Here is a 21,148-nt window from a genome sequence, read left to right as displayed (position 1 = left end):
CGGCGAGGACACCCCACCTGCGGGGTGCACGCACACATACCCGGTTCGCGGCCGGTCCGCAAGGACACGTACACTGGTGAAACGGCGCGTTCTCGTGCGCTGGTTCCGTCGTGCCTCCCCGCACTTCAGGTCCCGGTGCCGGCGCGTGCCTACCACCGGAAGCTAGTCACGAAACGCGGAGGATATGGCCAAGAAGGACGGGGCACTCGAGGTCGAGGGCCGTGTGGTCGAACCACTGCCGAACGCGATGTTTCGCGTGGAGCTGGAGAATGGCCACCGGGTGCTCGCTCACATCAGCGGCAAGATGCGTCAGCACTACATCCGTATCTTGCCGGAGGACAGGGTCGTCGTCGAACTGTCGCCATACGACCTGACCCGTGGCCGTATCGTCTACCGCTACAAGTAGTGACGACCACCTCAATTACGACGGAGAACCGACGGACGTGAAGGTCCAACCGAGCGTCAAGAAGATCTGCGACAAGTGCAAGGTGATCCGCCGTCACGGTCGGGTCATGGTGATCTGCGAGAACCTGCGCCACAAGCAGCGTCAGGGCTGAACACCCGCACTATCGCACGTCTTTTCACGAAGCCCTTCCCGCACCTGCCGCTCACGAGGAGCGCGCTTTCCCCCGGAATCCAGGCCGGGGCCCGGTCAACACCAGAGTCAACCGGGGCGGTCGGGAAGCAGACCTGGACATGACAGGAGAAGAAACGCCGAATGGCACGACTCTCAGGCGTCGACCTCCCCCGCGAGAAGCGGATGGAGATCGCGCTGACCTACATCTTCGGTATCGGCCGCAGCCGGTCCAAGGAGATTCTGACCGCCACCGGGGTTGACCCGGACCTGCGCTCGCGCGACCTCTCTGACGAGGACCTCGCGAAGCTGCGGGAATACATCGAAGCCAGCTTCCAGGTCGAGGGTGACCTCCGTCGTGAGGTCCAGGCGGACATCCGCCGCAAGATCGAGATTGGTTGCTACCAGGGCATTCGCCACCGTCGTGGGCTGCCTGTGCACGGCCAGCGGACGAAGACAAACGCTCGTAGCCGCAAGGGTCCGAAGAAGACCGTGGCCGGCAAGAAGAAGGCAGGTAAGAAGTAATGCCGCCCAGGACGCGTGCCGGCGCCGGCCCGAAGAAGGTCCGGCGCAAGGAAAAGAAGAATGTGGCCCACGGCCACGCTCACATCAAGAGCACCTTCAACAACACGATCGTGTCGATCACCGACCCGACCGGCGGCGTGATCGCCTGGGCTTCGGCCGGGCACGTCGGATTCAAGGGCTCCCGCAAGTCGACCCCGTTCGCCGCGCAGATGGCCGCCGAGAGCGCCGCCCGCAAGGCACAGGAGCACGGCATGCGCAAGGTGGACGTCTTCGTGAAGGGTCCTGGCTCCGGCCGGGAGACCGCGATCCGTTCACTGCAGGCAGCCGGCCTCGAGGTCGGCACCATTTCCGACGTCACCCCGCAGCCGCACAACGGTTGCCGCCCGCCCAAGCGGCGCCGGGTCTAGGGGAGGAGAACCAGATATGGCTCGTTACACCGGCCCCATGACCCGCAAGTCCCGTCGACTCAAGGTTGACCTTGTCGGCGGCGACCAGGCATTCGAGCGTCGTCCCTACCCGCCCGGCCAGCACGGCCGGATCCGGATCAAGGAGACCGAGTACCTGCTGCAGACGCAGGAGAAGCAGAAGGCTCGCTTCGCCTACGGCGTTCTGGAGAAGCAGTTCCGTCGCTACTACGCCGAGGCCAGCAGGCGCGAAGGCAAGACCGGCGACAACCTGCTGCAGATCCTCGAGACCCGTCTCGACAACGTCGTGTACCGGGCAGGTCTCGCGCGCACCCGGCGGATGGCTCGCCAGCTGGTCAACCACGGACACTTCGTGGTCAACGGCCAGAAGGTGAACATCCCCAGCTTCCGCGTGTCGCAGTACGACATCATCGACGTGCGCCCCAAGTCGATGGCGATGGACCCGTTCATCATCGCCAAGGAGACCCAGGGCGACCGTCCGATCCCCGCGTGGCTGCAGGTCGTTCCGAGCACCCTGCGCATCCTGGTCCACCAGGTGCCGGAGCGCGCTCAGATCGACACGCAGGTCACCGAGCAGCTGATCGTCGAGCTCTACTCGAAGTAGTACACCTGGGACGCGGTATGGAGCGTCCACAGGATTTGTCGGACGCCGCGTCGGTCGAAAGACCGGCGCGGCATTCCGGCGCTATTGCACGGCATCAAATAGTGGGTGTCGTGGAACGAGAGGAACACACACGTGCTGATTTCCCAGCGCCCCGGTCTGGCAGAAGAGGGCGTCGCCGAGACGCGCTCCCGGTTTGTCATCGAGCCGCTCGAGCCCGGCTTCGGTTACACCCTCGGCAACTCGCTGCGCCGGACCCTGCTGTCGTCCATCCCGGGCGCGGCAGTCACCAGCATCCGCATCGACGGTGTGCTGCACGAGTTCACCACCGTCCCCGGGGTCAAGGAAGACGTCACCGACATCATCCTGAACCTCAAGGAGCTGGTCATCAGCTCCGAGGAGGACGAGCCGGTCACCATGTACCTGCGCAAGCAGGGCCCTGGCGTCGTCACCGCCGGTGACATCGTGCCGCCCGCCGGCGTCACCGTGCACAACCCGGACCTGCACATCGCGACCCTGAACGACAAGGGCAAGCTCGAGGTCGAGCTGGTCGTCGAGCGTGGTCGTGGCTACGTGCCGGCCGTGCAGAACAAGGTCTCCGGCGCTGAGATCGGCCGCATCCCGGTCGACTCGATCTACTCGCCGGTCCTCAAGGTGACCTACAAGGTCGAGGCGACCCGTGTCGAGCAGCGCACCGACTTCGACAAGCTCGTGCTGGACGTCGAGACCAAGCCCTCGATGACCCCGCGGGACGCGCTGGCCTCGGCCGGCAAGACGCTGGTCGAGCTGTTCGGGCTGGCCCGCGAGCTGAACGTGGACGCGGAAGGCATCGAGATCGGCCCGTCGCCGCAGGAGGCGGACACCATCGCCGCCTTCGCGATGCCGATCGAGGAGCTGGACCTCACCGTCCGGTCGTACAACTGCCTCAAGCGTGAGGGCATCCACACGGTGGGCGAGCTGGTCGGCCGCAGCGAGGCAGACCTGCTGGATATAAGGAACTTCGGGGCCAAGTCCATCGACGAGGTCAAGATGAAGCTGGTCGGGCTCGGACTGGCACTCAAGGACAGCCCCCCTGGTTTCGACCCGTCGGCTGCTGCCGCGGACTACGCCGACGAGAGCTTCGACCCGGACCAGCTGGGCGATGACGGCCAGGACTACGCAGAAACGGAGCAGTTGTAGCCATGCCACAGCCCACCAAGGGTCCCCGTCTCGGGGGTTCGCCGTCGCATCAGCGGCACATCCTGGCCAACCTGGCCACGTCGCTGTTCGAGCACGGTCGGATCACCACGACCGAGGCGAAGGCCAAGCGACTGCGGCCGTACGCGGAGCGCCTGATCACGAAGGCCAAGCGGGGCGACCTGCACAACCGTCGTGAGATTCAGAAGGTCATCAAGAACAAGGACATCGTCCACCGTCTCCTCACCGAGATCGGCCCGTTCTTCGAGACCCGCGCCGGTGGCTACACCCGGATCACCAAGACGCTGCCGCGCAAGGGCGACAACGCCCCCATGGCCGTGATCGAGCTGGTCCGGCAGCAGACCGTCACCGACGAGGCAGACCGCGCCCGCCGCGTGTCCGCTTCGCAGGCGAGCAAGGCCGAGACCAAGGACGAGACCGAGGCCAAGGCCGAGGACACCACGGCCGAGGTCACGGACGCTCCCGCCGAGGAGAGCGCCTCCACCGAGGACGCTCCGTACGGCGAGGGCAGCCACGCTCCGCTGGCCGACGGTGGCGAGCCGGAAGGCTTCCCGATCAAGGGCAACGACGGTTCGAAGCTGTACCACGTGCCCGGTAGCTCGCACTACGGCCGGACCGTGGCGGAGGTCTGGTTCGCCAGCGCCGAAGCCGCCGAGGCCGCGGGCTTCCAGCTGCCGCCCTCGCAGCGCGAGGACGACGACTCCGAGGCCAGCTCCTGAATGATGGCCCCTCGCTCATCCGAGCGCGGCTGAACATCAGCTACGACGGCACCGACTTCTCCGGTTGGGCCGTACAACCCGGCCGGCGTACCGTGTGCGGCGTTCTCACTGAGGCGCTCAGCACGCTGGTACGCCGGCCGTTGTTGTTGACGGTGGCGGGGCGAACAGACGCGGGAGTACACGCGACCGGTCAGGTCGCGCACGTGGACCTGCCGGCCGAGCTGGCCGGCGAGCTGGGCAGGCTGATCCGCCGGTTGGCGCGGATGCTGCCGCCGGACGTGCGGGTGCGGGAGATCGTCGAGGTTCCGGCCGAGTTCGACGCCCGGTTCTCGGCGCTGCGCAGGCACTACCGCTATCGCATCGCGGTGACGCCGTACGGTGCCGAGCCGCTGCGGGCGAGGGACACGGTGTCCTGGCCGCACGGCGCGGACCTGGACGCGATGAACGAGGCGTCGGCCGGTCTGCTCGGCGAGCACGACTTCGCCGCCTACTGCCGCAAGCGCGAGGGCGCGACGACGATCCGTGCGCTGCAGTACCTGCACTGGCACGAGCTCGACGACGGCGTGGTGGCTGCCGACGTCGGCGCGGACGCGTTCTGCCATTCGATGGTGCGCAGCCTGGTCGGCGCACTGCTCGCGGTCGGCAGGGGTCAACGCGGCCCCGAATGGCCCGCTCAGCTGCTGTCTCGCTCCGACCGGGCCAGCGAGGTGACGGTCGCGCCCGCGCACGGCCTGACCCTGGTGGCGGTCGACTACCCTCCGGCGGAGGAGCTGGCCGCCCGGGCCGAGATCACCCGCAGAGTTCGGTTGCCCCTGGAACCGGTGGAGCACCCGTAACAGCGCACGACGGCTCGCGGAGTGTCTGGACGCCGCGGCCGGCACACGGGCCCCACACCGCGCACCGTGTGGTCACACCGCGCTCTGTGCGCATAGCGCGGTGTGGACTTACGGTGCGCGGAGTCGCTCACATGCCGTTGGGGAACACAACTATCCGCGGCGAGCGCGCGGTCTGTACGAGCTGCTCCGGTCGTCGCGGTAGGTTCGGTGCCGCTAGGGACGGCGGGAGAAAGAGGTACCAGGGTGACCGAGTCGACCGAAGTGACCGGGCCGGTAGCCGAGGTCACCACGCCGATCGCCGTCGAGGGCGAGGTGTCGACCCCGGTGGCGCGGCACTACACGCGCAACGCGCTGCTGTCGACGCTGCTGGACGCGCTGGTCGCGGCCGGTAAGACGGTCTCGCCGATCGACTCGGACGACCTTGCGTCGATCGACGAGCTGCACGCGGGTGGACGCACCGCGACGGTCCGCCTCGCCGATCTGCTCGCGCCCTCCGCCGGCGACCGGGTGCTCGACCTGGGCTGCGGCGTGGGCGGTGCGTCGCGCTACCTGGCCCGCTACTTCGGCGCCCAGGTGACCGGTGTCGACCAGAGCCGGGACTTCGTCGATGTCGCCCAAGAGCTCAGCGCGCGGGCCGGACTGGGCGAGCTGACCCGGTTCGAACGCGCGTCGGTGACGTCGCTGCCGTTCGAGAAGGAGAGCTTCGACTCGGCGGTCATGCTGCACGTCGGGATGAACGTCGAGGACAAGGCCGCGCTGTGCGCCGAGGTCTCCCGGGTGCTGCGGCCCGGCGGCCGGTTCGCCCTCTACGACGTCATGCGCCTGTCGGTGGAGGACGAGCTGACCTATCCCGTGCCGTGGGCGAGCAACTCCGGCATGAGCTTCCTGGAACAACCGGCCGAGTACCACCGGGTGCTCACCGGGGCCGGTTTCGACGTCGAGCATGAGGCGGACCTGCGCGAGCTGGCGCTGGAACAGGCCGCCCGGCTGCACGAGCTGGCGGCCGACGAGCTGCCGGCGCTCGGTCCGCATCTGGTGATCGGTGACCGGTTCCGGGTGAAGGCGGAGAACCTGGCCAAGGCGATCGGGGCCGGCCTGGTGAGCCCCGTCCAGCTGCTCGCCGTGCGTTCCTAACGGGTCGCCATCGGTGGCATCCGGCGCATGCTGGGGCCGGGTACCCCGCGCGCACGCAGTGCCAGCAGCGCGGCGGTGGTGGCGAGACCGGTGAACAGGCCGAGCCAGACCCCCGAGGGCCCGAACGCGGGCCCCAGCACCAGGGTCGCCGGTACACCCACCATCCAGTTGCCGGTGAGCGCCGCCTTCACGGCACTCGCGCCGCGCGGTGCGCCGACGCCGAGGTGTTGCGCCGAGTCGGCGAACTGGACCGCGACGGCGAGCGGCAGCAGCGTGGCGGCCAGCGCGAGCGCCGCCGGTGCGCCCGGGAGCACCACCGCCAGCAGGGCGTGCCCGGCGACCAGGTAGGCCAGGCCGGCGAGTGTGACGGCGGCCGTGGCCTGGGCAAGCGCGATGCGGTCGAGGCGTGAAGTCGGACCCGGTCGGCGCGGCTGCCGCGTGGCGAGGAACGTCGCGGCTCTGGACAGCCCGACCCCGGGCTGCAGCACCAGCGTGACGAGCTGGGTGAGAACGGCGTGTGCCGCCAGCGCCACGGGGGATAGCGCGCCCATGACCAGGCCGACGACGAGGAAGAACGCCGCTTCGGGACCGTGCACACCGGCGACCGGCAGACCGAGCCGGACGAGGCGGCGCACGGCGGGGAGCGACGTGCGCCAGCCGGCCAGCGACACCGTGGCCGTCAGCTCGTCGTCCCGCTGGCTGGTGCGGCGGAGCATGCCGAAGGCGGCCAGCGACGCGAGAGTGGTGGCGACGCCGATGCCGGTCGGGCCGAGAAGCAGCCCCAGGGCAAGTCCGAGGCCGGCGTTCAGCGCCAGGGTGACCAGCTGGATCGTCGCGGTGCTCTCCGGCCTGCCGAGGCCGCACCGGTACTGGCTCAGCGCCGCGGTCCACAGGAAGGGCAGCAGTCCGGGCGCCATGGCGAGCAGCAACGGACGGGTCAGTGCGACGACCTCGGCGTCCTGGCCGAGCAGCGGGAGCAGCGCACCGATCCCGAGCACGGCCAGCAGACCCATGGCACCGGCCACGGTTGCGACCGCGATGGCCGCGCGCACCAGGTCGCGTACCTGGTAGACCGGGCACGTCCCCCGGGCCCGCGCGCGGGCGACCGCCGCCGTGATCTGCCCGGATGTCGCGCTGAGCAAGCTCGTGCCGACGGCGGTGACCATGGCGAACAGTCCGATGACGAGACCGCCCGCCGCCACCGGGACGTCACCCAGGCGGCCGAGCAGGGCGATGTCGGTGGTGAACAACGCCGCCGTCGCCAGCCGCCGCAGTGTCAGCGGAATCGCCGTCGCGGCGAGCGCCCGGTGGGCGACGAGAGTCGTCCGCGTCGGTCGGGTGTCGTGGTGGGTGCGCCCCGGCATCACGGTCGTCATGGAACGTGGTCAGCCCCTCAGCCGAATCAATTAGGTTAGGGCAACCTAACAAAATTGCCGAGCGCGTGGCAGGGACTGTGCCCGGGCTGACGATCTACTACCGGTTATCCCGGTTCCGCCCCGTCGGGGGCGGCTCGCCGGTTACCGTGAGCGCTTCGACGATCACTCCTAGCCCGGCGGACGGACGAACATGGCCAAAGAACCCGTCTCCCGGATGCAGATCGATGCATACCGGTTCGGTCAGCGACGGCTGGAGTCCGCGCTCGCCCGTCGGGACCCGGTGTTGCTGCACGAGGTCATCCGAGGTCAGCGCCGCTCGGTGGCGCTCGGGGTGATCCTGGCCTCGCTCGTCGGCATGGGCATGTTCGCCTACGTCAAGCTGTCCGGTACGGAGGACTGGGCGCGGCAACAGATCATCCAGGCCACGGGCTCCGGCCGCATGTACGTGGTGATCCACCGGATGGACCAGCCCAAGGAACACCGCGACCAGCTCGTTCCGGTGAGCAACCTCGTGGCCGCGCGCCTGGTGTACAAGGCGGCGTCGGCGGGGCGCAGCGGGCTGCCCGGCCTGGTCAGCGGGAGCAACGACGCGGCGCACCTCACGCAGATGGACGACGCCGCGCTGGCCACCGCCGAGCGCACCGCGGAATCCGCCGTGGTCGGTGCGCCGGGGGTGAACCTGCCCTCCTCGGACGCGGAGCCGACACCGGTCCCGGGCGCCTGGGCGATGTGTGACACCGGCAACGGCAGCACCGCGGTGATCGCCGGTGCCCGGGGAACCCGGCCGCTCGAGGACAAGGGGGTGTTGCTCAGCGCCGGCGGAGTGACCTACCTGGTCACCGGCGGCAAGAAGTACCCGATCTCAGGGGAGGCGGCCTTCGCGGCCTACGACCTGCGCGATCACCAGGCGCGCCGCACCTCCACGTCCTTCACCGGATTGATCCCGGACGGCCTGGATCCCGGGGACGCCATCGCCGTGCCGAGGTGGTCGAGCAGCTCGGGCGCGACCGACCCGAGGAAGCTCGGCCAGGTCGTGCGGGTGAGCAGCGCGGGGCAGCCGGAACGCTTCTATCTCATCCGTACCTCCGGAGTCGCGGAGCTGTCGGCGCCGCTGGCCTACCTGATCCGGGTCTCGCTCGGTGACGACATGACCAGACCGGCGGCGGCGATGTCGGTCGACCAGGTCAACGCGATGCCGAGGGCCGTGCTGCCCAAGGCGTTCACCCAGTACCCGGCGAACCGGCCGGTGATCCAGGACGGCGCCGACGCACGGTCGGTCTGCTGGGAGTGGAGACCCGACGGCAAGACGGGTTTCGTCAGCGTGGCGCCTGCGCCGCCGGCCCCGGATGGGCAGACGACGACCACGCTGGTGCAGAGCGACCAGGACGGGCCGAAGCTGGACCAGGTGTCGCTGCCCGGTGGGTTCGCGTTGGCGGCGGCCGCGGTGGCGCCGGGGCAACCGACGGCGGGCGGCGTCTGGCTGGTCTCCGACACCGGGATCGCCTACCCGGTCCAGGGTGCGGAGACGGTCCAGGCGCTCGGCATCACGGCCACGGTGCCGGTCCCCGCCGACGCCTTGATGGCCATGCCGAGGGGGCTGCCCCTCGACATCGCCGACGCGAACAAGACGGTCGACCAGCTGCGCCCCGACTTCGCGGGTGCCGACCGCTGAGCGGGCTCAGCGCCTGTTCCGATGACGGTTGCCTCGACCGGTACGGGACTTGCCCACCGCCAGCAGACCGATCACGACCGCCGCGAGCAGCGCGAGCAACCCGCCCCACAGCGCGGGTACCCCGGCAAGGTCGGGTGTGGGTATCTCGGCGCGGGGCAGCGTGCCGGTGCCCGCGACGGCCGCGGTCGGCGACGGCAGGATTCCGGGTTGTTGCTCCAGGGCGGCCAGCGGGTCGACGACGCCGTAGCCGGTGCGCGGGTCGCGGCGGGTGGGGGTCTTCGCCGTCGCCGTGATGCGGTCCATCACCTGATGCGCGGTCAGGCTCGGGTACTTGGCCCTGATCAGCACCGCGAGCCCGGCGACAGCGGGCGCGGCGAAGCTGGTGCCCTGCACGTCCGAGTAACCGCGGACCTGTTGGAGCTCCCTGGTGATCCCTCCGCCGGTGACCGACAGCGATGGGACGCCCTCGCCCGGAGCCGCCACGTCGACCCACGCCCCGGGATAGCTGAACTGGGACGGGATGCCGACCTGGTTCATGGCGCCCACGGTCAGTACGTCCTCGTCGTACCAGCCGGGTAGGACGACGTTCGTCCCCATGGCCTGCTGCGTGCACGGCTCGTTGCCGAGGTTGCCCGCCGCGGCGACGACCACCACGTTGTGGGCGACCGCGTAGTGCAGCGCCGCCTGCAGCGGAGTGGGGCGGGCCGGGGGCGGCAGGCAGGACACCTCGGACAGGTTGATCACGTCGGCCTTCAGGTCGACCGCGTGCACGATCGCGCGGGCCAGGGTGACCGTGTCGCCCGCGCCCTGGTCGGGTTCGTCCGGGTTCCGGCCGCGCACCCGGTAGGTCTCGCTGGTCTGCCGGATGGCCAGCACCCGCACCTGTGGCGCGATGCCGCTGAAGCCGGTCGCCGGGTCCCACGCGGACGCCGCGATACCGGCGACCGCGGTGCCGTGCCCGTCGCAGTCGTCGAGACCGTTGCCGCGTGCGATGAAGTCGCCGCCGCCGGTCAGCCTGCCGCCCAGCAGCGGGTGGGCGTTGACCCCGGTGTCGATCACCGCGAGTACGACGCCCGCACCCTTGCTGGCCGCGCTGCGCCACAGCTCGGGCAGCCGGAAGAACTCGACGCCCCAGAGCAGCGGCTTCGCCTGGGCGGCGGTGAGGAACTCCTTGGTCCGTGCGCACGTGGTGCGCGCTTCGGCACCCGGGATCGGACTCGGTTCGGTATCGGCCGGCAGCTCGCTCATGTCGGGCGACGGCGGTTCGGGTAGGTCGGCGGCCACCCATGGGATCGGGCGGCCGGGGGTCGGAACGGCCGAGGCGAGCGTCGTCGTGTCGGGGAGCGGCGGCGCAGCCGTCAGGAGCGACGGCGCAGCGGCCACGACGAGGGCCGCGCACAGCAGTCTCACAGGCCGCGCACCGCGCTGTAGAGGTCGAGCACCCACAGTGCCAGCGGGAACGTGGCGACCACCAGCACCGCCTCGACGATGTCGACCGAGCGGCGCACCACCGGAGAGGACTCGCGTTTCGGGCCGGTCCAGACCAGCCACACCGCGATCCCGCCCGCGATCATCAGAGCCAGGGCGACCCCCAGTTTCGCCGGGCCGGAGCCCTCGGTCGCCAGCCGGGCCGCGAGTACCGTCCCGGCCGAGGCGCCCGCGACGAACGGTGCCGTGGACGCCGCCGCCGTGACGTAGCCGCGGGAGCGCAGCATCAGGACGGCGATCACGACCGTGCTGAACGAGGCGCCTCCCCAGCCGCCCTGGGTGGCGGCGAGCACTGCTCCGACACCCGCCACGATCGAGCAGCCGAGCACCAGACCGGCGAGGTAGGTATGTGCCAGCTGGGATTGGTGCCTGACCTCCTCCGGGTCGGCGAGCTCCCAGTTGGCGTCGGCGAGGACCATCTCGTCGGGCGTCGTCGGGATGACCGGCGGTGGCAGGCCGGCGAGACGCACGCTCACCCTCGGCAGCGTCGGGAGCAGCCCGATAGCGACGGCCGCCGCACCCGCCGCGAGCCCCCACACCGTCCCGATGTCGAACACCCGCACCAGCGCGGCCATCGCGCCGAGCACGGTGGCGAGCGCGGCCGCGACCAGCACCGGGGCGGCGGTCCCCAGCAGGGCGAGCCCGGCGGATGCCGCCGCGGCCGCCAGCGCGCAGGCGAGCAGCAGGTGCGCGGCGGCCGGCGTGCCGGGCAGTGCGGCGACCCCGGCGGCGGCGGCCAGCGGGATCGCGCCGAACGCGAGTACCACGCCTGCCGACTCGTCCACCGTCACGATGCGCATCGCGCCGATCAGCGCGCCCGCCGCGGCGAGTCCGGCGATCACGGCGGCGGGGACGCTGGCGTGCTCACCGAGACCCCGGACCCCGGCCAGCAGCGCAGCCGTCAGCACCGTGGCCAGCGCGGCCGCGGTCAGGCCGGCCGGCCGTCGGCAGCGGTCGTTCCACGGGCGGACCGCGAACGGGTCGATCCTGCCGTCACCGTCGTTGTCCAGGTCGGCCCATGCGTCGGGTTCGCCGTCCGGGGAACGCACGGCCTCGGCGACCGCGTCCACCGGGTCGTCGAAGACCGGGGGCGGCGGCGAGTCCGAGCGCCTCCGCAGCCGCAACATGTCACCGTCGAGGACACCCAGCCCGGCCAGCGTCGCCTGCGGGGGCAGCTCGGCTCCCGCGACGGCGGCGAGACACCAGGCGCCGGGCGCGCCGGGGCCCGTACCGGAGCGGGGCCGTTGCCGGGTGGTGGATTCCCCGGCCAGCTCGGTCAGCATCGGGACCAGCTCGGCGACCGTCAGGTCGACGGGCAGCGCCAGGTCCATGCGGGAGCGCGGCGCGCACACCGTGACCCGGCAGAACTGGGTGCCGTCCAGGCGGGTGTCCGGCCTCGCGATCCCGGTGACCGGCCTGTTCATGGAGCCTCCTGCCGCACTGCGATAGTTGATAGCAAAAGCCTGACAAGTTTCGGCGAAACGCCCACGCGGTGCGACACCGGGTTCCTAGTATTGCCGCGCGCGATCACCCGTGAGGCCGGTTTGGCGGAACTCGCGGTCAGGCTCGAAGAAGGGGACGGCTGGCGATGACGACCCGAACGGTGCGCCGCGCACCGAGGACCCCGCCGCCTCGGCTACCTGGCGGTGAGCTCGCGCTGGAGCCGCCACCGGACCCGGCGAGGCCCGTCCCCGCCGGGCTCATGCAGAAGCTGATGCCGGTCGGGATGATCGTCATGCCGATCGGGATGATCTTCATGATGGGCTGGAAGAACCCCCAGTCCTGGATGTTCGGCGGCATGTTCCTCGCCTCGACCCTCGCCATGATGGCGGGCGGAATGGGGCGCGGCGGCGGCCAGCAGCGAGCCGAGACGGACGAGAACCGGCGCGACTACCTGCGCTACCTCGCCCAGGTGCGCAAGCGGATCCGAGGGTCGGCCGCCGCGCAGCGCGACGCGCTCGACTGGACCCACCCGGAACCGAGCGCACTGCTCGGCGTGCTGAGCACCGACCGGCTGTGGGAACGGCGGGTCACCGACGACGACTTCGGCCAGATTCGCGTCGGGCGCGGACGGCAGCGGATGGCCACCCGGCTGGTCGCGCCGCAGACCGGCCCGCTCGACGAGCTGGAGCCGGTCTGTGCGTGGGCGCTGCGCCGGTTGATCCGGGCGCACTCGGTGCTGCCCGACCTGCCGGTGGCGATCGCGTTGTGCTCGCTGCGGCGGGTGTGTGTGCGGTCGTTGTCCGGAGCGTGGGGGCTTGAGCCCGCGCGCTCGCTGGCCAGGAGCATCCTCGCCCAGTACGCGGTGTGGCACAGCCCGGCCGAGGCGCGCCTCGCGGTGATCGTCTCGCCCGCCTCGGCGCCGTTGTGGGACTGGGTGAAGTGGGTGCCGCACGTGCAGCACCCAAGCCTGACCGACGACGTCGGCGCGCTGCGCATGGTCACCACGGACCCGGCGGAGGTCAGCGAGTGGCTGACCGCGCCGGGCATGTCCGACGCGAACGGCGTCCCCGAGGCGCGGCTGCTCGTGGTCGTGGACGGGGTCGACGTGCGCCGCGCAGGCGCGCAGTGGCTGGACCGGCCCGAGATCACCCTGATGCGCATCGTGGACCACGCCGGTGCCGCTGGCGAGCGCGGTGAGCTGAGCCTGATGCTGCAGGCAAACCGCTTCGGCATGGTCATCGAGGAAGGGCCCTCGACGCGCCAGGGCGCCCAGGCCGGGCAGGCCCAGCCCGCTCACCTCACCGAACCCAAGTGGGTCGGTCGTCCCGACCGGCTGGAGCTGGCGGAGGCGACGGCGATGGCCAGGCGCATGGCGAGGTTCCGTCCGCCGCGCGGCGCGGAGATCGACACCGGGCGACCGCTTCGCAACACCGTGGGGCTTCCCGAGCTGCTCGGCATGGACGCCCCGTCGTCGATCTCGGCGGCGCGCGCCCGCTGGCGCAACTCGCCTTCTGACCAGCTGCGGGTCCCGATCGGGCTCGGCGAGGCGGGCGAACCGGTGACGCTCGACATCAAGGAGTCCGCGCAGGGCGGCTCCGGGCCGCACGGGCTGTGCATCGGCGCGACCGGTTCCGGTAAGTCCGAGCTGCTGCGGACCCTATTGCTCGGTCTCGCCGCGACGCACTCCTCGGAGCACCTGAACATGGTGCTCGTCGACTTCAAGGGTGGCGCGACGTTCCTCGGCATGTCCGAGCTGCCGCACGTCGCCGCGGTGATCACCAACCTCGCCGAGGAGCTGACGCTCGTCGACCGGATGACCGACGCGCTGGCCGGCGAGATCAACCGCCGCCAGGAGGTCCTGCGCGATGCGGGCAACCTGTCGAACGTCGCCGAGTACGAGCGCAAGCGGCGCACCCACCCGGAGCTGGCGCCGATGCCCGCGCTGCTGATCGTCATCGACGAGTTCTCCGAGATGCTCGCCCAGCGCCCCGAGATGGTCGACCTGATGGTCACCATCGGCCGGCTGGGCCGGTCGCTGCAGATGCACCTGCTGCTGGCCTCGCAGCGGCTGGAGGAGGGCAGGCTGCGCGGGCTGGAGTCGCACCTGTCGTACCGGATCGCGCTGCGGACGTTCTCCCCGGCCGAGTCCCGCGCGGTCCTCGGTGTGCCGGACGCCTACCAGTTGCCGCCGATGCCCGGGTCGGGATACCTCGCGCTCGGCACCGATGAGCTGCTGCGATTCCGGGCGGCGTACGTGTCGGGGCCCCAGGATGCCGCCGCGGGTCCTGTACCGGCCTCGGCCCGGGCACGGGCGGCCCGGCCGTTGGCGTTCAGCGCGGGCAGGGTCGGATCGCGGCCCGGCGATCCGGCGGGCGAGCCGACCGAGCTGCTCGGCGGGGCGGCCGTGGCCGCCATGGAGAGAGCGGAGACCCAGGTGCTCGCCGAGTCTCCCGCCGAGCTCATGGCGCCGGCGAGCGAGATGGTCGTGCAGGAGTCGTCGAGCGGTCCGCCCACGGTGCTCGAGCTGATGGTCTCCGCGATGACAGGACAGGGCCCGCCCGCGCACCGCGTGTGGCTGCCACCGCTGGACGACCCGCCCACCCTGGACACGCTGCTGCCCGCCATCCGGTCCGGCGCCCGGGGGCTGTGCGTCACGAAGACCGGTGGCCTACGGGTGCCGATCGGCCTGATCGACCGGCCCTACCAGCAGCGCTGGGACCCGATGGTGGTCGATCTGTCCGGTGCGGCGGGGCACGGTGTCGTCGTCGGCGCGCCGCAGTCCGGCAAGTCGACGCTGCTGCGCACCCTGCTGCTGTCGCTGGCGATGACGAACACGCCACGCGAGATCACCCTGTTCGGTCTGGACTTCGGCGGCGGCATGCTCAACGCGCTGAGCGGCCTGCCGCACTGCGCCGGGGTCGCCGACCGGCAGCAGCCCGCCGTGGTCCGGCGGACCGTGGCCGAGGTGTCCGCGCTGCTCGCCGACCGGGAGCGGACGTTCCGCGAGGCGGGCATCGAGTCGGCGGCGGACTTCCGGCGTCGCCGCGCGCTCGGCGAGTTCACCCAGGACGCGCACGGCGACGTGTTCCTCGTGGTGGACGGCTACCTGACCCTGCGCACCGAGTTCGAGGACCTGGAGGCCGAGCTGTTGCCGCTGGCCATGCGCGGTCTGTCCTACGGCGTGCACCTGGTGCTGTCGGCGAGCCGGTGGACCGAGATGCGGCCCGCGCTCAAGGATCTGCTCGGCACCAAGCTGGAGCTGCGTCTCGGCGATCCCGGTGACTCCGAGATCGACCGGCACAAGGCGGCGAAGGTCGCGGCCAAACCCGGTCGCGGGCTCGCGCCGGACGGCGGCCAGATGGTCATCGCGGCACCCGGCCTCGCCGCGGTCGGCACCGGCAGCCTCGCGGACGCGGTGCGGGCGGTCGCGACGGCGTGGACCGGTCCGTCCGTTCCGCCGGTCCGGTTGCTCCCGGAACGGCTGCCCTATCGCGACCTGGTCGCGCGGCTCACCTCGAGCGGCGACAGCCGCGCGCCGCACACGCTGCCCATCGGCGTCGACGAGGCCCGCCTGGAGCCGGTGATCCTGGACTTCGACGCCGATCCGCACCTGCTGTGCTTCGCCGACGGTGAGAGTGGCAAGTCGACGCTGCTGCGCGTGCTGGCGGCCGGGATCACCAGCCGGATGACCCCTGAGCAGGCGCGCATCGTGGTGATCGACTATCGCCGCACGCTGCTGGGGCAGGTCCCCGGCAGTCACCTGATCGCGTATTCCAGCGGGGCCGAGGCAGCGGCGGCGACGGTGCGCGACATCGTGGGGTCGCTCGGCAGGCGCAAGCCGGGCGCCGACGTCACCCCCAAGCAGCTGCGGGACCGGTCCTGGTGGAGTGGACCGGAGGTGTACGTGCTCGTCGACGACTACGACCTGGTGGCGACGCCGAGCGGCGGGACCGGGACCAACCCGCTGCTGCCGCTGCTGGAGTTCCTGCCGCAGGCCAAGGACGTCGGCCTGCACCTGGTCGTGGTGCGGCGCAGCGGTGGTGCGAGCAGGGCGCTGTTCGAACCGATCATCGCGCGGCTGCGTGAACTGGCCTCGCCGGGACTGGTGATGAGCGGCAGCCCGGACGAGGGTCCGCTGCTGGAGGGGGTCAAGGCGACGCCGCAGCCACCCGGGCGCGGAACGCTGCTGACCCGCAGGGGCGGCGCCCGGCGCATTCAGGTGGCGCTGCTCGAACCGGACAGCGGGTTCGTCGAGGAGGTGAAGCCGTCACCGGCCCCGGGTGCGTCGGAGGCGAAGCCGAGGGCCCGTCGCAGAGCCTCGAAGCCGGCGTCCACGACCGCGCCCGAGCCCTCGGCCGGTCCGTCCGAGACGCCGGGCCCGACCGCGTGAGGATCGCCGTCCGGCTGGGCGCCGGCCGGGTGCGGGTGATGTCGGAGGAGGGACCCGATCGCGCTCCTCGGCTGCATCCTCGTGCACCGGCATCGGCGTCCGGGCCGAGCGCCGTCGCCGAGGTGCTGCGTACGTCGGGACGTGACTGCGTCGCCGTCGTGCTCGTGCACCCGTCGCACTGGACGGCGGCGGCCGTGCGCCGCGCCGAGGCGGCGTTCGCGCGCCAGGCGCCGAAGGTCGTGGGTGAGCCCTCGGCGGTGTGCCTGGTCCGCGAGTTCAGCGCCAGGACACCGCTGGTCCCGGGACCGCTCGCGGTGCTGGAGATCAGCCCCGCAGGCATCGGCGTGACGGTGCTCGCCGACCGCGACGATCCCCGGGTCCTCGCCGGCTGGTTCACCGAGCGCGCCGAGCCGCTGCCGGCGCTGGTGGCGAAGGCCGCGGAGACGGTGCGGCGGAAACCCACCGAACTGACCGGCGGCGTGTTGCTGAGCCGCATCGATGCCGAGGGGGACTGGGTGGCCCCCGACCGGGCGGCCGTGGCGGAACTGGCCGATCTGACCGGAGGGCCGCCGATGCCGCTGACGGACCCGGTCGAGCTGGCGCTGCGCGGCGCACTGCGTGACCCGGCGCCGCCACTGCGCGGTCCGGACACCGACGAGCTCCCGGTGGTGGCTGCGCCGCCGATCGATCCCGCTCTGGGCAGCGCGTTGCTGGGTCCGCCGCCCGGGCGACGCAGGGTGGGGCCCGTGCTGTGGGGCATCGCGGTTCCGGTGCTGGTCGCGATGGTGACGTTGCTGCTGATCCAGTGGCGCACCGCTCGGCTCGGGCCGGATCCCGACGCACCGCTGAGCGCGGGTCGGCTGTCGCAGTACGACTACACGTTCCGGCTGCCCGAGGCCTGGCGGCATTCCGGCGGACTGCCGCAGCGGCGTCGCACGGTGCTGACCCCGGAAGGCGCTCCCGACGGCTCCGATCTGATCTCGGTGGAGCAGACGGTGCTCGGCTACGACAGTGCGGCCGAGCCGGATCGTGCCGTGCGCGAGTTCCGGGACACCTACGAGCGGTCCATGGCCGGTGGGTCCGACCTGTCCGGGCTCGCGCTGTCGGTGACGATCTCGGGTCGTGACGTGATCGGCTACCGGCAGCGTCAACCGGTGCGCGGTGCGGACGTCGACTGGTACGTGCTGTTCCTGCGCGACGCCCAGATCAGCGTCGGTTGCCAGCACACGGCCCGGGGCGCGGAGGTGGTCCGTGCCGCATGCGCCGACGTGGTCGGGTCGCTTCAGCTGCGCCCCTGAACTGGGCAAACCTGCCTTCGTCGGGGGAAATCATTCACGATCGCACACGTTATTGAGCATTTCAGCCCGGGTGATGGCGGCCGGCTGACACCGTGGTCGGAGTCAGAGCGGCCGCCCGGCCGACCTCAGTCACCGACCGAGAGGCAGTGATCATCATGGCTGGCATGTACCAGACCACCCCGGAGGAGATGCAGCGCGCCGCGACCCAGGTGCAGCAGGTGAACGAGCAGGTGCAGGCCCGGCTGTCGCAGCTGCAGAGCCAGCTCGCCCCGCTGGCTGGTGCGTGGCAGGGCGAGGCGTCCACCGCGTTCCAGGGACTGATGGAGCGGTGGAACAACGACGCGAAGCAGCTCAACCAGGCACTGCGGGGCATCGGCGAGTCGATCCAGGTCTCAGGTCGCAGCTACCAGCAGGCCGAAGAGGCTCAGAAGCAGAGCATGTCCTCGATCACCAGCGCGCTCGGCTGACCCGGCGCCACCACACCGACCCCACACAACCTCGCTGAGAAGGAGAATTCCGATGGGTGCGATCAAGGTTACGTTCGGCGAGATCGCCAACGCGCAGCAGAGCGTGAGCTCGACCTCGCAGCAGATCAACGCGCAGCTGGACGACCTGAAGCGGTCGCTGCAGCCGATGGTCTCGACCTGGGAGGGACAGGCGCGGGAGGACTACCTGGTCAAGCAGAAGCAGTGGGACACCGCGGCGGCCGACCTCAACCAGGTGCTGCAGCAGATCAGTGTCGCGCTGGGCCACGCGAACGACGGCTACCAGCAGACCGAGCGGACCAACGCCGGCCGCTGGGCGTGACCGCGACCACTCGACGCACTCCTCGGGGCGTGGTGTCGGGCAGGGTCGCCGGTATCGCGCCCGACCCGTTTTGACCCTCCGCGATGGCGACAGGTACCCTCGTTAGCAGTCGTGCTGCGAGTGACTGGTCTGCGTGCTAATAGGCGGGCCGATCCGTTCGCCCTAGGTCCAATCGCCCCAGCACCCCGAAGAAGCATCGGTTGTCAGACCGGGCTTCGAGGTAACTCCCGAAAGCCAGAGACGACGAGGTAGGTCCGTGCGTACGTTCAGTCCGAAGCCCGGCGAGGTCGACCGCGCCTGGCATGTCATCGACGCTACCGACGTCGTCCTCGGTCGGCTGGCCACCCATGCCGCCACCCTGCTGCGCGGCAAGCACAAGCCGAGCTTCGCTCCGCACGTCGACACCGGCGACTTCGTCGTGATCATCAACGCTGAGAAGATTGCCGTCTCCGGCAACAAGCGTGACGACAAGTACGTCTACAACCACAGCGGTTTCCCGGGCGGCCTGCGTCAGCGGTCGGTCGGCGAGATGATCGAGAAGCACCCGGATCGGCTGATCGAGAAGGCCGTCAAGGGCATGCTGCCGCACAACCGGCTCGGCCGGGCGATGGGCAAGAAGCTGAAGGTCTACGCAGGCCCGACGCACCCGCACACTGCGCAGCAGCCGCAGCCCTTCGAGATCAAGCAGGTCAGCCAGTGAGCGCCCCAGAGGCAAGCGAGCCGCAGAACGTGGAAGAAGTGGAAGAGGCACAGCAGTTGAGCACCCCCGGCGAAGAAGAGGTCGCCTACGAGGCCGTGGCCGATGAGGCCCCGGCGGACGAGGCTCCGGCCGAAGAGGTCGCCGCACCGGTCGCCCGGTCGCTCGGTGACAAGCCGGTTCAGACCGTCGGCCGTCGCAAGGAAGCCATCGTCCGCGTCCGGCTCGTTCCGGGCAGCGGCAACTTCCGGCTGAACGGCAAGGACCTCCCGGTCTACTTCCCGAACAAGGTGCACCAGCAGCTCGTCAAGGAGCCGCTGGTCATCACCGAGCAGGGCGAGAAGTACGACGTCCTCGCCAGCCTCAAGGGTGGCGGCATCTCGGGTCAGGCCGGCGCGCTGCGCCTGGGCATTGCCCGCGCCCTGGTCGAGCTGAACGCCGACGACCGTCCCGCGCTGAAGGCGGCCGGCTTCCTCACTCGTGACGCGCGTGCCACGGAGCGCAAGAAGTACGGTCTGAAGAAGGCCCGTAAGGCTCCTCAGTACAGCAAGCGCTGACCCTCAGCAACATGGGTCGTCTGTTTGGTACGGACGGCGTTCGTGGATTGGCCAATGCCGAGCTCACTCCTGAGCTCGGCATTGCCATCGCGGCGTCAGCTGCCGGAGTTCTCGCGGAGAGCGATCGATCGCACCGGCCGGTCGCGGTCGTCGCCCGGGATCCCCGGGTCAGCGGTGAGATGCTCGAAGCGGCCGTCACCGCGGGACTGACCTCCGCGGGTGCGGACGTGCTTCTCGCCGGCGTGGTGCCCACCCCGGCGCTGGCGTTCCTGGTGCAGGACCTCGGCGCCGATCTCGGCGTGATGATCTCCGCATCGCACAACCCGATGCCGGACAACGGCATCAAGCTGTTCGCCGCCGGTGGACACAAGCTGGCGGACACCGTCGAGGACGCGATCGAGGCCCGGCTCCACGAGCCGACCAGCCGCCCGACGGGCGCGCATGTCGGGCGGGTGCGAGACCTGGCCGACGCCGGCGACCGCTATCTGAAGCACCTGCTCTCCTCGGGGACGAACGGTGTCTCGCTGGCCGGCCTGCGGGTCGTCGTCGACTGCGCGAACGGGGCCGCGTCCGAGCTGGCCCCCCGCGCCTACCGCGATGCGGGTGCCGACGTGATCGCCATCCACGCGGAGCCGGACGGTGTGAACATCAACGACGGTTGCGGCTCGACGCACCTGGACAAGGTGTCCGCCGCCGTCCGTGAGCACGGCGCCGACCTGGGCATCGCCCACGACGGAGACGCGGACCGCTGCCTCGCCGTCGACGCGAACGGCGTGACGGTCGACGGCGACCAGATCATGGCGGTGCTGGCGCTGGCCATGCGCGACAGCGGCGAGCTGACCGACGACACCCTCGTTGCGACCGTGATGAGCAACCTGGGGCTGCACCTGGCGATGCGCGAAGCCGGCATCACGGTGCGCACCACCGCCGTCGGCGACCGCTACGTGCTCGAGGAGCTGCGTTCCGGTGGTTTCGCGCTCGGCGGTGAACAGTCCGGGCACGTCGTGCTGCCCGCGCACGCCACCACCGGCGACGGCTTGCTGACCGCGCTGCGGCTGATGGCGAGGATGGCCGGAACCGGCCGGTCGCTCGCCGAACTCGCCGGTGTGCTGGTCGCGTTGCCGCAGGTGCTGATCAATGTCCCGGTGACGGACAAGGCCGCCGTCGCGGCATCCGCCGAGGTTCGCGCCGCTGTGGCCGAGGTCGAGACCGAGCTGGGTGATCAGGGCCGGGTGCTGCTGCGACCGTCCGGTACCGAGCAACTGGTGCGGGTCATGATCGAGGCGCCCACCACACGGATGGCTCAGGACTCGGCGGAGCGGATCGCCGCCGTGGTGGCCGCCGCCAGCTAAGAGTGTGCTGATAGCGCCATGGGATGACAGGTGTGTGCGAACGCACCCGAGTCGCCC

General features: G+C 70.9%; 20 protein-coding genes. 17 read left to right on the top strand and 3 right to left on the bottom strand.

Annotated features, from left to right (window positions below):
• Positions 1 to 184 precede the first annotated feature (184 nt).
• From infA to G406_RS0136105, 9 genes are all read left to right on the top strand, one after another.
• On the top strand, positions 185 to 406 hold the full coding sequence (gene infA / locus G406_RS0136145; protein WP_028926917.1) for a translation initiation factor IF-1: 222 nt from the start codon (positions 185 to 187) through the stop codon (positions 404 to 406).
• A 37-nt stretch (positions 407 to 443) separates the two neighbouring features.
• Positions 444 to 557 (top strand): 50S ribosomal protein L36, encoded by a 114-nt coding sequence (gene rpmJ / locus G406_RS0136140; RefSeq protein ID WP_010148647.1) that lies wholly within the window; start codon positions 444 to 446, stop codon positions 555 to 557.
• Between the two features lie 161 nt (positions 558 to 718).
• Entirely contained in the window at positions 719 to 1,099 is a 381-nt protein-coding gene (gene rpsM, locus G406_RS0136135; protein WP_028937611.1) for a 30S ribosomal protein S13, read from the top strand.
• Positions 1,099 to 1,506 (top strand): 30S ribosomal protein S11, encoded by a 408-nt coding sequence (gene rpsK / locus G406_RS0136130; RefSeq protein WP_028937610.1) that lies wholly within the window; start codon positions 1,099 to 1,101, stop codon positions 1,504 to 1,506. The genes rpsM and rpsK overlap by 1 nt, the downstream gene beginning before the upstream one ends.
• 16 nt (positions 1,507 to 1,522) lie before the next feature.
• Positions 1,523 to 2,128, top strand: coding sequence for a 30S ribosomal protein S4 (gene rpsD, locus G406_RS0136125; protein WP_028937609.1), 606 nt, complete (start codon positions 1,523 to 1,525; stop codon positions 2,126 to 2,128).
• 132 nt (positions 2,129 to 2,260) lie between these two features.
• Positions 2,261 to 3,304, top strand: a complete 1,044-nt coding sequence (locus G406_RS0136120; protein WP_028937608.1) for a DNA-directed RNA polymerase subunit alpha — start codon at positions 2,261 to 2,263, stop codon at positions 3,302 to 3,304.
• A 2-nt stretch (positions 3,305 to 3,306) separates the two neighbouring features.
• A complete protein-coding gene (gene rplQ, locus G406_RS0136115; protein ID WP_028937607.1) occupies positions 3,307 to 4,041 on the top strand; it encodes a 50S ribosomal protein L17, sunset domain variant in 735 nt (244 codons plus the stop codon).
• Entirely contained in the window at positions 4,038 to 4,877 is an 840-nt protein-coding gene (gene truA, locus G406_RS52050) for a tRNA pseudouridine(38-40) synthase TruA (RefSeq protein WP_342666269.1), read from the top strand. Before rplQ ends, truA begins: the two co-directional genes overlap by 4 nt.
• Positions 4,878 to 5,120: 243 nt before the next feature.
• Positions 5,121 to 6,011, top strand: coding sequence for a class I SAM-dependent methyltransferase (locus tag G406_RS0136105; RefSeq protein WP_051343147.1), 891 nt, complete (start codon positions 5,121 to 5,123; stop codon positions 6,009 to 6,011).
• On the opposite strand, the gene G406_RS52045 is transcribed toward G406_RS0136105, so the two are convergent.
• Entirely contained in the window at positions 6,008 to 7,387 is a 1,380-nt protein-coding gene (locus G406_RS52045) for an MATE family efflux transporter (protein WP_051343146.1), read from the bottom strand. The two genes, G406_RS0136105 and G406_RS52045, sit on opposite strands and share 4 nt — an antisense overlap.
• A 190-nt stretch (positions 7,388 to 7,577) precedes the next feature.
• Here G406_RS52045 and eccB point away from each other — a divergent pair, with 190 nt between their 5' ends.
• A complete protein-coding gene (gene eccB, locus G406_RS0136095; protein WP_028937605.1) occupies positions 7,578 to 9,059 on the top strand; it encodes a type VII secretion protein EccB in 1,482 nt (493 codons plus the stop codon).
• Positions 9,060 to 9,065: 6 nt separating this feature from the next.
• Here eccB and mycP read toward each other — a convergent pair whose 3' ends face one another.
• Positions 9,066 to 10,469 (bottom strand): type VII secretion-associated serine protease mycosin, encoded by a 1,404-nt coding sequence (gene mycP, locus G406_RS52040; RefSeq protein WP_051343145.1) that lies wholly within the window; start codon positions 10,467 to 10,469, stop codon positions 9,066 to 9,068.
• A complete protein-coding gene (gene eccD / locus G406_RS0136085; protein ID WP_028937604.1) occupies positions 10,466 to 11,971 on the bottom strand; it encodes a type VII secretion integral membrane protein EccD in 1,506 nt (501 codons plus the stop codon). The genes mycP and eccD overlap by 4 nt, the downstream gene beginning before the upstream one ends.
• Positions 11,972 to 12,135: 164 nt before the next feature.
• Between eccD and eccCa the strand changes: the two genes are divergently transcribed.
• From eccCa to glmM, 7 genes are all read left to right on the top strand, one after another.
• Positions 12,136 to 16,380: a type VII secretion protein EccCa gene (gene eccCa, locus G406_RS52035; RefSeq protein WP_084216631.1), complete on the top strand. Its 4,245-nt coding sequence runs from the start codon at positions 12,136 to 12,138 to the stop codon at positions 16,378 to 16,380.
• Positions 16,377 to 17,678 carry a type VII secretion-associated protein gene (locus tag G406_RS0136075; protein ID WP_028937603.1) on the top strand — a complete coding sequence of 434 codons (1,302 nt, stop codon included), beginning with the start codon at positions 16,377 to 16,379 and terminating at the stop codon, positions 17,676 to 17,678. The genes eccCa and G406_RS0136075 overlap by 4 nt, the downstream gene beginning before the upstream one ends.
• 164 nt (positions 17,679 to 17,842) lie before the next feature.
• Positions 17,843 to 18,145, top strand: coding sequence for a WXG100 family type VII secretion target (locus G406_RS0136070; protein WP_169736858.1), 303 nt, complete (start codon positions 17,843 to 17,845; stop codon positions 18,143 to 18,145).
• 52 nt (positions 18,146 to 18,197) lie between these two features.
• Positions 18,198 to 18,485 carry a WXG100 family type VII secretion target gene (locus G406_RS0136065; protein ID WP_028937601.1) on the top strand — a complete coding sequence of 96 codons (288 nt, stop codon included), beginning with the start codon at positions 18,198 to 18,200 and terminating at the stop codon, positions 18,483 to 18,485.
• Positions 18,486 to 18,741: 256 nt separating this feature from the next.
• Entirely contained in the window at positions 18,742 to 19,185 is a 444-nt protein-coding gene (rplM, locus tag G406_RS0136060; protein ID WP_028937600.1) for a 50S ribosomal protein L13, read from the top strand.
• A 56-nt stretch (positions 19,186 to 19,241) separates the two neighbouring features.
• Positions 19,242 to 19,739: a 30S ribosomal protein S9 gene (gene rpsI / locus G406_RS0136055; protein WP_211241377.1), complete on the top strand. Its 498-nt coding sequence runs from the start codon at positions 19,242 to 19,244 to the stop codon at positions 19,737 to 19,739.
• Positions 19,740 to 19,750: 11 nt separating this feature from the next.
• The gene (gene glmM / locus G406_RS0136050; RefSeq protein WP_028937598.1) at positions 19,751 to 21,091 is read left to right on the top strand and encodes a phosphoglucosamine mutase; all 1,341 of its coding nucleotides are present in this window, start codon (positions 19,751 to 19,753) and stop codon (positions 21,089 to 21,091) included.
• The last annotated feature ends 57 nt before the right edge of the window (positions 21,092 to 21,148 follow it).

It is taken from the genome of Actinospineispora spinosispora DSM 44797, from assembly GCF_000429025.1.
GTDB classification, from domain to species: Bacteria; Actinomycetota; Actinomycetes; order Mycobacteriales; family Pseudonocardiaceae; genus Pseudonocardia; species Pseudonocardia spinosispora.
This window is presented reverse-complemented; position numbering and strand designations above follow the sequence as displayed.

Excerpts from the sequence above, each read along its gene's own strand:
- rpsD (WP_028937609.1), top strand. The coding sequence starts at position 1,523 with ATGGCTCGTTACACCGGCCCCATGACCCGCAAGTCCCGTCGACTCAAG.
- G406_RS52045 (WP_051343146.1), bottom strand. The coding sequence starts at position 7,387 with ATGACGACCGTGATGCCGGGGCGCACCCACCACGACACCCGACCGACG.
- infA (WP_028926917.1), top strand. The coding sequence starts at position 185 with ATGGCCAAGAAGGACGGGGCACTCGAGGTCGAGGGCCGTGTGGTCGAA.
- eccB (WP_028937605.1), top strand. The coding sequence starts at position 7,578 with ATGGCCAAAGAACCCGTCTCCCGGATGCAGATCGATGCATACCGGTTC.
- rplQ (WP_028937607.1), top strand. The coding sequence starts at position 3,307 with ATGCCACAGCCCACCAAGGGTCCCCGTCTCGGGGGTTCGCCGTCGCAT.
- rpsM (WP_028937611.1), top strand. The coding sequence starts at position 719 with ATGGCACGACTCTCAGGCGTCGACCTCCCCCGCGAGAAGCGGATGGAG.
- eccCa (WP_084216631.1), top strand. The coding sequence starts at position 12,136 with ATGACGACCCGAACGGTGCGCCGCGCACCGAGGACCCCGCCGCCTCGG.
- G406_RS0136065 (WP_028937601.1), top strand. The coding sequence starts at position 18,198 with ATGGGTGCGATCAAGGTTACGTTCGGCGAGATCGCCAACGCGCAGCAG.
- G406_RS0136070 (WP_169736858.1), top strand. The coding sequence starts at position 17,843 with ATGTACCAGACCACCCCGGAGGAGATGCAGCGCGCCGCGACCCAGGTG.
- glmM (WP_028937598.1), top strand. The coding sequence starts at position 19,751 with ATGGGTCGTCTGTTTGGTACGGACGGCGTTCGTGGATTGGCCAATGCC.
- rpsK (WP_028937610.1), top strand. The coding sequence starts at position 1,099 with ATGCCGCCCAGGACGCGTGCCGGCGCCGGCCCGAAGAAGGTCCGGCGC.
- eccD (WP_028937604.1), bottom strand. The coding sequence starts at position 11,971 with ATGAACAGGCCGGTCACCGGGATCGCGAGGCCGGACACCCGCCTGGAC.